The 10750-nt window shown below is 37.3% G+C and carries 12 protein-coding genes and 1 tRNA gene; 10 read left to right on the top strand and 3 right to left on the bottom strand.

The genetic code is table 11. From position 1 onward, the window contains the following. Positions 1 to 73: 73 nt before the first annotated feature. From RTL21_RS17420 to tsaD, 5 genes are all read left to right on the top strand, one after another. Positions 74 to 147, top strand: a tRNA-Met gene (locus RTL21_RS17420). Between the two features lie 265 nt (positions 148 to 412). Then, the gene (gene tsaE / locus RTL21_RS17415) at positions 413 to 868 is read left to right on the top strand and encodes a tRNA (adenosine(37)-N6)-threonylcarbamoyltransferase complex ATPase subunit type 1 TsaE (protein ID WP_312097631.1); all 456 of its coding nucleotides are present in this window, start codon (positions 413 to 415) and stop codon (positions 866 to 868) included. Further along, on the top strand, positions 865 to 1581 hold the full coding sequence (gene tsaB / locus RTL21_RS17410) for a tRNA (adenosine(37)-N6)-threonylcarbamoyltransferase complex dimerization subunit type 1 TsaB (protein WP_312097630.1): 717 nt from the start codon (positions 865 to 867) through the stop codon (positions 1579 to 1581). Before tsaE ends, tsaB begins: the two co-directional genes overlap by 4 nt. After that, positions 1581 to 2027: a ribosomal protein S18-alanine N-acetyltransferase gene (rimI, locus tag RTL21_RS17405; RefSeq protein ID WP_312097628.1), complete on the top strand. Its 447-nt coding sequence runs from the start codon at positions 1581 to 1583 to the stop codon at positions 2025 to 2027. The genes tsaB and rimI overlap by 1 nt, the downstream gene beginning before the upstream one ends. Further along, positions 2024 to 3049 (top strand): tRNA (adenosine(37)-N6)-threonylcarbamoyltransferase complex transferase subunit TsaD, encoded by a 1026-nt coding sequence (gene tsaD / locus RTL21_RS17400; protein ID WP_312097627.1) that lies wholly within the window; start codon positions 2024 to 2026, stop codon positions 3047 to 3049. Before rimI ends, tsaD begins: the two co-directional genes overlap by 4 nt. A 210-nt stretch (positions 3050 to 3259) precedes the next feature. Here the strand turns inward: tsaD and RTL21_RS17395 are convergent, their stop codons facing one another. Continuing rightward, positions 3260 to 5188, bottom strand: a complete 1929-nt coding sequence (locus RTL21_RS17395) for an ABC-F family ATP-binding cassette domain-containing protein (protein WP_312097626.1) — start codon at positions 5186 to 5188, stop codon at positions 3260 to 3262. 139 nt (positions 5189 to 5327) lie between these two features. Between RTL21_RS17395 and moaC the strand changes: the two genes are divergently transcribed. Then, positions 5328 to 5813 carry a cyclic pyranopterin monophosphate synthase MoaC gene (gene moaC / locus RTL21_RS17390; protein ID WP_312097624.1) on the top strand — a complete coding sequence of 162 codons (486 nt, stop codon included), beginning with the start codon at positions 5328 to 5330 and terminating at the stop codon, positions 5811 to 5813. Positions 5814 to 5852: 39 nt separating this feature from the next. Continuing rightward, the gene (locus tag RTL21_RS17385; RefSeq protein ID WP_312097623.1) at positions 5853 to 6524 is read left to right on the top strand and encodes a redox-sensing transcriptional repressor Rex; all 672 of its coding nucleotides are present in this window, start codon (positions 5853 to 5855) and stop codon (positions 6522 to 6524) included. Positions 6525 to 6647: 123 nt separating this feature from the next. Here RTL21_RS17385 and RTL21_RS17380 read toward each other — a convergent pair whose 3' ends face one another. Then, positions 6648 to 6866, bottom strand: coding sequence for a YdiK family protein (locus RTL21_RS17380; protein WP_312097621.1), 219 nt, complete (start codon positions 6864 to 6866; stop codon positions 6648 to 6650). A gap of 1 nt (position 6867) precedes the next feature. Continuing rightward, positions 6868 to 7602, bottom strand: coding sequence for a CPBP family intramembrane glutamic endopeptidase (locus RTL21_RS17375; RefSeq protein ID WP_312097620.1), 735 nt, complete (start codon positions 7600 to 7602; stop codon positions 6868 to 6870). Positions 7603 to 7957: 355 nt separating this feature from the next. Here RTL21_RS17375 and groES point away from each other — a divergent pair, with 355 nt between their 5' ends. The 3 genes from groES to RTL21_RS17360 all read left to right on the top strand — a co-directional run bounded on the left by groES (position 7958) and on the right by RTL21_RS17360 (position 10595). Continuing rightward, entirely contained in the window at positions 7958 to 8242 is a 285-nt protein-coding gene (gene groES / locus RTL21_RS17370; RefSeq protein ID WP_016204035.1) for a co-chaperone GroES, read from the top strand. 72 nt (positions 8243 to 8314) lie between these two features. Continuing rightward, positions 8315 to 9946: a chaperonin GroEL gene (gene groL / locus RTL21_RS17365; protein WP_312097619.1), complete on the top strand. Its 1632-nt coding sequence runs from the start codon at positions 8315 to 8317 to the stop codon at positions 9944 to 9946. A 277-nt stretch (positions 9947 to 10223) separates the two neighbouring features. Continuing rightward, the gene (locus RTL21_RS17360; RefSeq protein ID WP_312097618.1) at positions 10224 to 10595 is read left to right on the top strand and encodes a DUF956 family protein; all 372 of its coding nucleotides are present in this window, start codon (positions 10224 to 10226) and stop codon (positions 10593 to 10595) included. The last annotated feature ends 155 nt before the right edge of the window (positions 10596 to 10750 follow it).

Here is a 10750-nt window from a genome sequence, read left to right as displayed (position 1 = left end):
AGCGCCGATGGTAGTTGGGGGTTCTCCCCCTGTGAGAGTAGGACGTCGCCAGGCTTTTATTATTTTATATCGTCGCGGGGTGGAGCAGTCTGGTAGCTCGTCGGGCTCATAACCCGAAGGTCGCAGGTTCAAATCCTGTCCCCGCAATCAAACAATGAAAAATCCTTAGGAAGTAACCTAAGGATTTTTTTGTTCGTCTAGGAATTTCTAAAATGGAGAGACTGTGGATAACTAGATGAAAAAGAAAGTTAAAGCATGATGAAGTTATTTGAATTATTATTTTGTTTTTTTATGATTTTGGGAGAAACTATTCTGTTTCCGCGAAAAAACAAGGAGACTGACTTTAGACTCAGTGGGTTATTGAGTATAATAAAAAGTAATACCATTATTAAATTTGTATTAGGAGTAATTTATGAATAACTTTGAATGGAAGGCAGATAATGCAGAAGATACGATTAGTTTTGCTGAGCGAATTGGGTTGCTCTTAGAAGCAGGAGATGTAATCACATTAGAAGGTGATCTTGGGGCTGGCAAAACAACTTTTACAAAAGGAATAGCGAAAGGGTTAGGAATAACTAAAACGGTTAACAGTCCAACCTTTACGATAATTAAAGAGTACCAAGGGAAATTACCGTTGTATCATATGGATGTCTATCGATTAAAGGATAGCGATGAGGATTTGGGATTTGAGGAGTATTTCGAAGGGGCTGGAGTCACTGTAGTGGAGTGGGCCCATTTAATTGAGGATCAACTGCCAGTAGAATATTTGCAAATTCAATTGTTCTATGACAACACTTCAGGAAGAAAAATTGTTTTATCCCCTAAAGGTTCCCGTTATACGCAATTATGTAAGGAGTTATTTGAATGAAAATATTAGCAATAGATACGTCAAATTTTGTTTTAGGAATTGCATTATATGAAGATGGAAAGGTAATCGGGGAGTATATCACAAACCTGAAAAAAAACCATTCGATTAGAGCGATGCCTGCAATTGAGCAATTAATGAAGGATTGTGATATAAAGCCAAAAGATCTTTCAAAAATTGTCGTAGCAAAAGGGCCTGGATCTTATACGGGTGTTCGAATTGGGGTAACCATTGCCAAAACACTTGCCTGGACACTAAAGATTCCGTTAGTTGGTGTTTCTAGTCTAGAAGTTCTTGCTGCATCTGTGGGACGATATTTTGATGGTTATGTGTCTCCGCTTTTCGATGCTAGGAGAGGGCAGATTTATACAGGGCTTTATCAATTTACAAGTAATGATGTGGAAATAGTTAAAAATGATCAGTTGATTTTATCTAAAGATTGGGCTCAGCAGCTTGCTCCATTGAAGCAACGAGTATTATTTGTGGGGAATGATTTACCCCTTCATCAAGAAGTCATTAAGGATGGGTTGGGAGAGCTTGCTCTTTTAGCAGGTGCAGTGGAATTTAATCCGAGACCATCTATTCTTGCAATGTTAGGCGAAACGAGACAAGCAGAAGAGATACATACGTTTACACCTAATTATATTCGATTAGCAGAGGCAGAGGCAAATTGGCTTAAAGCAAATAAAAAAGAGAAAAAGGAAGACAGGGGATAATGTCAGCATTTGAATTTCGCTATATGACAGTCGCGGATATAGATAATGTTTTTAAAATAGAAACGATTTCTTTTGCTACACCTTGGAGCAAAGAGGCGTTTTATAATGAGCTAACGCAAAATCGGTTTGCAAAATATATGGTTATTCAGCATGATAGCGAGCTCGTTGGATATTGTGGAGTATGGATTGTTGTAGATGAAGCCCATATTACAAATATCGCGATTCTACCAGAATATAGAGGCAAAAAGCTTGGTGAAACATTGCTTAACAAGGTAATGGATGAGGCAAGAAAGCTTGGTGCGGCTTCTATGACATTAGAAGTTCGTGTAACAAATGTTGTAGCACAGAATTTATATAGAAAACTTGGATTTCAAAATGGTGCAATCAGAAAGAAGTATTATACAGATAATCAAGAAGATGCTTTAGTAATGTGGGTGAAATTATGAAAAATAATAATGTGATTATAATGGGCATGGAAACAAGTTGTGATGAGACAGCGGTTTCGATAGTAAAAAACGGAAAAGAAATACTTTCAAATATTGTTGCTTCACAAATTGAAAGTCATAAGCGATTCGGTGGCGTTGTCCCCGAGATTGCTTCGAGACATCATGTTGAGCAAATTACGCTTGTGATAGAGGAAGCACTTTCGCAAGCAGATATTACGTATGAAGACATTGATGCTATAGCAGTTACAGAGGGTCCAGGTTTAGTAGGAGCGCTTTTAATTGGAGTCAATGCTGCAAAAGCAATTAGTTTTGCACATGATATCCCCCTTGTTGGTGTTCATCATATCGCAGGGCATATTTATGCTAATCAGCTTGTGGATAACTTGGAATTTCCTTTATTAGCACTTGTGGTATCTGGTGGACATACAGAACTAGTATTAATGAGAGAGCATGGTCATTTTGAAGTAATTGGGGAAACGAGGGATGACGCTGCTGGAGAGGCATACGATAAAGTAGCGAGAACACTTAATCTTCCTTATCCTGGTGGTCCACATATTGATCGACTAGCAGCAGAAGGAAATCCAAGGGCGGTTAAACTGCCAAGAGCGTGGATAGAAGGCACATATGATTTTAGCTTCAGTGGATTGAAATCGGCAGTTATTAATACTGTGCATAACGCTGAACAACGCGGAGAAGTTATTAGACCAGAAGATTTGGCAGCTAGCTTTCAAGAAAGTGTTGTAGATGTATTGGTATCAAAGACTGTGGAAGCAGCAGGCCAATACAAGGTGAAGCAAGTTGTATTAGCTGGAGGTGTTGCTGCTAATAAAGGACTGCGAACAGCGCTTGTGGATAAGTTTAAAGAGCTTGATTCTGTTAAATTAACGATTCCACCATTATCCTTATGCACAGATAATGCGGCGATGATTGCTGCAGCGGGAACTATTTTCTTTGAAAAAGGTCAGCGAGCACAATTAGATTTGAATGGAAATCCAGGTTTGGATATAACAATCCACAATTAAGGAAGCTTAAGACCTTTTCCCCATTTGCATAGAAAAGAATAATTGTGAATAAATATGATGTTATATACACAATCTGTGGATAATGTGAGTAATTTATTCGTATTATGTGGATAATGTGGGTAAATATGTGGAAAGCTTATAAAACAGCTCCTTAATATGTGGATAATAATGTGGAAAAAAAGTACTGGGTAAATGAATACCCAGTACTTTTTACTTATCTGATAATTCGGTCCATTCATCCATTAATCGTTCCATTTGGTCCTTTAACTGTTCAAGGCTTTTATTTAGCTCTAAAACCTTTTCATGGTCTTGGAAAATTTCAGGTTCACATAGGAGAGTTTCATGTTCCGATACTTTTGATTCCAGTTCTTCAATGGTTGTTTCGATTTCTTCAATCCTTCTGACTCTTTGGCGCTCTATTTTTTTCGCTTCCTTGCTCATTTGGTAAGAGGTTTTATCCTCTGTTCCAGCGTTTAGCTCTTGCTGTTGAGCAGAGTTCGCTTCTAATGCTTGGATTTCTGCTTGCTCTAGCTTCTTTTCCACATAATAATCATAGTCACCTAAGAATTCTGTGGATCCTTCCTTATCTAATTCAATCACCTTTGTCGCAATCCTGTTAATAAAATAACGGTCATGGGAAACAAATAAAATTGTGCCTGGATAATCGATTAAAGCATTTTCAAGTACTTCTTTACTATCTAAGTCTAGATGGTTGGTTGGCTCGTCCAAAATTAATACATTTGGTTTTTCCATCATTAGTTTAGATAGTGCTAAACGCGCTTTTTCTCCGCCGCTTAATGAGTTAACTATTTTTAAAACATCGTCACCCGAAAATAAGAAATTGCCGAGTACAGTACGAATATCTTTTTCAGGTGTGAGCGGGAAGTCATCCCAAAGTTCATTCAGCACTCGTTTATTGGAGTTTAATTCTGCTTGCTCTTGGTCATAGTATCCAATCATGACATTTGATCCAAGTGTAATGGAACCTGCGTGCTTAGGAAGCGTATCAATGATTGTTTTTAAAAGTGTTGATTTACCAACACCATTTGGACCAACAAGTGCAACGCTATCTCCTCTATTAATTTGGAAGGAGATATTTTTCGATACAGTAGTATCTTTATATCCAATAGAAAGATCATTAATTTTCAAAACATCATTTCCAGTTTGTTTTGTAATTTCAAAACCAAAGGATGCTGATTTTTCATTGCCGTCTGGACGATCCATTCGTTCCATTTTATCTAATGTTTTTCTGCGACTTTGTGCTCTTTTGGTTGTGGATGCTCGTGCCAGGTTTTTTTGAATGAATGTCTCTAGCTTCACAATTTCATCTTGTTGCTTTTCATAAAGTTTCATTTCTCGCTCATAATTTGCCGCTTTTTGTTCAAGATAACCGCTATAGTTACCAATAAACTTTTGAATATGATGTCTGGATATTTCGTACACTTGGGTCACAACTTTATCAAGGAAATAACGGTCATGGGAAACGATTAACACGGCACCCTTATAGCCTTGTAAGTATTGCTCTAACCAAGATAATGTTTCAATATCAAGGTGGTTTGTCGGTTCATCTAGTATAAGGATATCTGGTGTGGTTAGCAGAAGTTTTGCTAATGCTAATCTTGTTTTCTGCCCACCGCTTAAGGCAGCAATTTTTGTACTATAATCGAAATTATTAAAGTTAAGTCCGTGTAAAACGGAACGGATATCGGCTTCGTATTGATAGCCGCCACTTTCTTTAAATTCGAATTGCAGGTGGTCATATTCCTTTAAAATTCTCTCAAAAGCTTCCGGATTTTCGATTGTGTTCGGATCTGACATCTGTTGTTCCAGTTTTCTTAAATGCCTTTCTTTTACTTGAAGGTCATGGAAAACCGTCAACATCTCATCCCAAATCGAAAGACTTGATTCTAGGCCAGTATTTTGGGCTAGATAGCCTATTTCTACAGTTTTCGGCTTGATAATTTCACCGGAGTCATAAGATAGCTGCCCGGCAATTATTTTTAATAAGGTAGATTTCCCAGCACCATTTCTTCCCACTAGAGCGATTCTGTCTCTCGTTTGTACTTCTAATTTTATATTTGATAAGATAAGTTCAGCTCCAAAGTGCTTCGATAGCTGATTTACTTGTAATAGTATCATTTCTTCACCTCAGGGGATTATGTACCATAAGTGTAACCTATAAATATGTTATCCTGCAATAAAGTGGAATGGGGAAAAAAGTGATAATAAATACACATTCCCTTTAAAATAGTGTATCATTTTGCTTAGAGGTGTTATTATGGGGGAGTTTACACATTTTAATCAGGAAGGCCATGCGAAAATGGTTGATATATCAGAAAAAACTGAAACCGCTCGCATAGCTGTTGCTCTATCTAGTATTAGAGTAAGTGAAGAAATCTATGAGAAAATCACAAAGCAGGAAATAAAAAAAGGGGATGTATTAGCTGTTGCCCAAATAGCAGGAATTATGGCTGCTAAAAAAACAGCTGATATTATACCTATGTGTCACCCGATAATGTTGAAGGGTGTCGATATATCGTTTCAATGGGAAGAAGATGCGGAAGATTTCCGATTGATTATTTCCGCAATAGTAAAGACAGTTGGAAGTACGGGCGTGGAAATGGAAGCATTGACTGCTGCATCTGTGACAGCATTAACTATTTATGATATGTGTAAAAGTATGGATAAAGGGATGGTAATTGGCCCCACTTATTTAGTCGAGAAGTCGGGTGGGAAAAGCGGCGATTACAAAAGAGAGCAGTAGTAATAACTGCTAATTTTTAAATATAGGTAGGGGATAAGTATGCATAATGAGGTAATGAAAATACCGCAAGCAACAGCAAAGCGGTTACCACTATATTATCGTTTTTTAAAAAACTTACATTCATCAGGCAAGCAGAGAGTGTCTTCTGCTGAATTAAGTGAAGCGGTGAAGGTAGATTCTGCAACAATAAGAAGGGATTTCTCTTATTTTGGTGCGCTCGGGAAAAAGGGATATGGATATAATGTAAACTATTTATTATCGTTTTTCCGTAAAACATTGGACCAAGATGAACTAACGAAAGTAGCTTTAATTGGTGTTGGTAATCTAGGAGTTGCCTTTTTGAAATATAACTTCTTAAAAAATAATAACACAAAAATAGAAGTAGGATTTGATGTAGTAGAAGATAAGATTGGCACTTTAGTGAACGATGTGCCTATTCATCATATGGATGATTTAGAGAAGGTTCTGCAAGATAACGGCGTAGAAGTAGCGATATTAACGGTACCGGCAAATGCAGCACAGGTCATTACAGATCGTTTAGTAGAGAGCAATATTAAAGGGATATTGAATTTCACGCCTGCACGCTTAAATGTGCCAGCAAATGTGAGAGTTCATCATATTGATTTGGCTGTGGAGCTACAATCACTTGTTTATTTTTTAAAGCATTATCCTTCTCCGGATGTAGTAGAGGTAGAGGAAACGGAAGAATAAAAAGGAAATGCGTGTATAAGGGTGTAGAGGTAACTACATTCTTATACACGCATTTTTTGTTTTTTTTTATAAGGTACGTTAATTTCCGCTCCAAGTAATTCAGTTTTATAGCCTATTTATCCATTACTTCGGCTTTTTAGCATTGGCTTGGTTTTTTTTTAGGAAAAAATGAAAGTTGATTAATTTGATTCCTGATCCGATATCAAAGGTTGCCAGGATAACTAGTAAATACGTATAAAAACCCCAATCTTGGTTATTTTGTAAATCGTGGATAGCAAAATACGTAAAGAGAGCTCCGAAAATAATATATAGAACTCCTGAAAATAACGGTGATCTTCTCATTTTATAAAAATCCTCCAATAAATTGTGTTACGCCCGAGTATTTTTCCTGCCATTCGATAATTCGGTCATAGTTTAATTGCATAATAACGACGAGTGTATTCATTGCGACATGGGCGAAGATTGGCACAAGGATTCTTTTTGTCTTCACATAAAGGAAGGCGAATGTAAAGCCCATGCTTGCGTATAGTAGGATATGGACAAAATCCATATGAGCAACTGCAAAGATAAGGGAACTAACTAGTGCAGAGAGAAAAAATCCGAATCGCTTATAAAGGGAACCGAAAATGATTTTACGGAAAACTATTTCCTCTAATATCGGTCCAATAATACTTACTACCAGAATAACAAATGGTGCTGCATCAATTAGACGCATAATTTGTTCTGTGTTTTCTGACCCTGGTTTAATGCCTAATAACTGTTCAATTATTCCTGCAAAACTTTGGGCAAATAAAGACAGAAAAACCCCGCCAATTGCCCAGCCAATAGAAGATGGAATGCTCATCGCATCTGCACGCATGGGATATCGCATTTCTTTTCTTAATAAAAGAAGGCAGATGATTAAAGCAAGGATAAAACTAACTATTAGCCAAATAACGCCAGATTGGAATTGAATCGCTTTAGAAGCTGGATTGTATCCAAGTAAATCAGCGATAAAAAGAACAAGCGGAACTCCAACAAAAGTGGAAAGTTGCATGGCGATGTAAGCTATTAAGATAATCCAATATTCTTTTTTCAAAATAAAAGCTCCTTTAAATATGATGGTTTAAACAATAAGCGAGAAAGGTATATATCTAAGTTAATCTGTACTTATTATATTTGAGTAAAGAGACAATCATACTTTCTATTCTACTAATAAGAGGTGCGCTGTTTCAAATAGTAACAACTAAAATAATAGAAAGAGTGAATATTTGAAGCTTTAACGTATATACTTTCTAAGGGCAATAGAAACTAGAAAAAATTTTACGGAAAAATAAGTCTTGTCTCTTGCATTATGAGAAAAGATTAATTAATATAATAATTGTGTTAGCACTCATAGTGATTGAGTGCTAATAAGAAAATAAAATGTATATAATTTGAGGAGGTTGTTTCACTTGTTAAAGCCATTAGGAGATCGCATTATTATTGAGCTTGTTGAAACAGAAGAAAAAACTGCAAGTGGTATCGTATTACCAGACTCTGCTAAAGAAAAGCCTCAAGAAGGCAAAGTAGTAGCTGTAGGAACTGGTCGCGTACTAGATAACGGAGAGCGTGTTGCTCTTGAAGTATCTGTCGATGACCGCATTATCTTCTCAAAATACTCTGGTACTGAAGTAAAATACGAAGGTAAAGAGTACTTGATTCTTCGCGAAAGCGACATTTTAGCTATCGTTGGCTAATTCTACTTTAACATAAGAGATTACTGAATAAAAAATACATGAGAATAACAATACTTGAGGAGGTTTTTCAAAATGGCTAAAGATATTAAATTTAGTGAAGAAGCTCGCCGTGCTATGCTGCGTGGGGTAGATGCTCTAGCAGATGCTGTAAAAGTAACACTTGGACCAAAAGGACGTAACGTGGTTCTTGAGAAAAAATATGGTTCACCACTTATTACAAATGATGGTGTAACAATTGCAAAAGAAATCGAACTAGAAGATGCATTCGAAAACATGGGTGCAAAACTTGTTGCTGAAGTAGCAAGCAAAACAAATGATGTTGCAGGGGACGGTACAACAACTGCAACAGTTCTAGCACAAGCAATGATCCGTGAAGGTCTTAAAAACGTTACAGCTGGAGCTAATCCAATGGGCATCCGTAAAGGGATGGACAAAGCGATTGCTGCAGCAATTGAAGAATTAAAAGCTATATCTAAACCAATCGAAGGCAAAGCTTCTATTGCACAAGTTGCTGCTATTTCTTCTGCTGATGAAGAAGTAGGACAATTAATTGCTGAAGCAATGGAACGCGTTGGTAACGACGGTGTTATTACAATCGAAGAATCTAAAGGCTTCACTACTGAATTAGACGTAGTAGAAGGTATGCAATTCGACCGTGGATATGTATCACCATATATGGTAACTGATTCAGATAAAATGGAAGCTGTTCTTGAAAATCCATATATCTTAATCACAGATAAAAAGATTTCAAACATCCAAGAAATTTTACCAGTGTTGGAGCAAGTAGTTCAACAAGGTAAACCATTATTAATCGTTGCAGAAGACGTAGAAGGCGAAGCAAATGCTACATTAGTATTAAACAAACTTCGTGGTACATTCACTGCAGTAGCTGTTAAAGCTCCTGGATTTGGTGATCGTCGTAAAGCAATGCTAGAAGATATCGCTGTTTTAACTGGCGGTCAAGTAATCACAGAAGATCTTGGCTTAGAGCTTAAGACAACATCTATTGAATCTTTAGGACGCGCTGCAAAAGTAGTAATTACGAAAGAAACTACTACAATTGTAGAAGGTGCAGGTTCATCTGATGATATCCAAGCACGTGTAAACCAACTTCGTGTTCAATTAGAAGAAACTACTTCTGAATTTGACCGTGAAAAACTACAAGAGCGTCTTGCAAAACTTGCTGGTGGTGTAGCAGTAGTTAAAGTTGGTGCTGCAACTGAAACAGAATTAAAAGAACGTAAATTACGTATCGAAGATGCTCTAAACTCTACTCGCGCTGCTGTAGAAGAAGGAATCGTAGCAGGTGGTGGTACAGCACTTCTAAACGTATACAATAAAGTAGCTGCTATCCAAGCAGAAGGCGACGAAGCAACTGGTGTAAACATCGTTCTACGCGCAATCGAAGAGCCAGTTCGTCAAATCGCATTTAACGCAGGCCTAGAAGGATCTGTAATCGTTGAGAAATTGAAAAACGAACCAGTAGGAACAGGCTTCAACGCTGCTAACGGCGAGTGGGTAAACATGATCGAAGCTGGTATCGTTGACCCAACTAAAGTTACTCGTTCTGCATTACAAAACGCAGGAAGTGTTGCTGCTATGTTCTTAACTACAGAAGCTGTAGTTGCTGACAAGCCAGAACCAGCAGGTAGCGCTGCAATGCCTGATATGAGCGGTATGGGTGGAATGGGCGGCATGATGTAATCACGCCCCCTCTATCCCTTAAATAATGGAAGCCTCTTAAAAGTTTATTTGACTTTTGAGAGGCTTTTTTTGCTGTACAAAAAAGAGAAGAACTGGGATTTATTCACTTAGGAGATCCATTATTTACTCCAGAAATCTAGAGCGTAGCATCGATGAATAGACAACCAAATCAATCTTTCATCATTTCGAAAATATTGTGAACTTCCCCAAAGTATTTGCTTAAAGTGAAAAAACACGTATAATTATCGTATTAAAAGATAGAAATGGAGTACAACAAATGGTCCAATCAATTAATACAAAAGTCGATTTAGTTATTAATGCAACCTCACATACGGGAATTTCAGAATATGGGAAGATCATGATTGGAGACAAAGGGTTTGAATTTTTTAATAGTCGTGATGCTCGAAAGTTTATTCAAATTCCTTGGGATGAAGTGGACTACGTGATTGCTTCCATTATGTTCAAGGGGAAATGGATTCCACGTTACTCTATCCAAACGAAGAGAAATGGCACATATACCTTTTCTTCTAAAGAGCCGAAAAAAGTTTTGCGAGTAATCCGTGAATATGTGGATCCGAAGCATATGGTTCAATCATTAAGCTTCTTTGATGTAATCAAACGTGGCTTGAAGATAAAGTCTAAAAAATAATCGCTTCAAAGAAAGAATCGTAGAAGAGTAGGCTGATAAGAAAAGAGCTGAGGATTGGATCTCTTATCATTCGGCTTTTCCATCATCTCCATGATGGAATGGAAGGCATACCCTAGTTCTGATAGGGACGAAGGCAGAAAAATTAATAGTAATTT

The organism is Niallia sp. (assembly GCF_031978665.1).
Lineage (GTDB): Bacteria > Bacillota > Bacilli > Bacillales > Cytobacillaceae > Niallia.
Note: the sequence above shows the minus strand (reverse complement) of the source record. Positions and strands in the feature narration are given on the sequence as shown.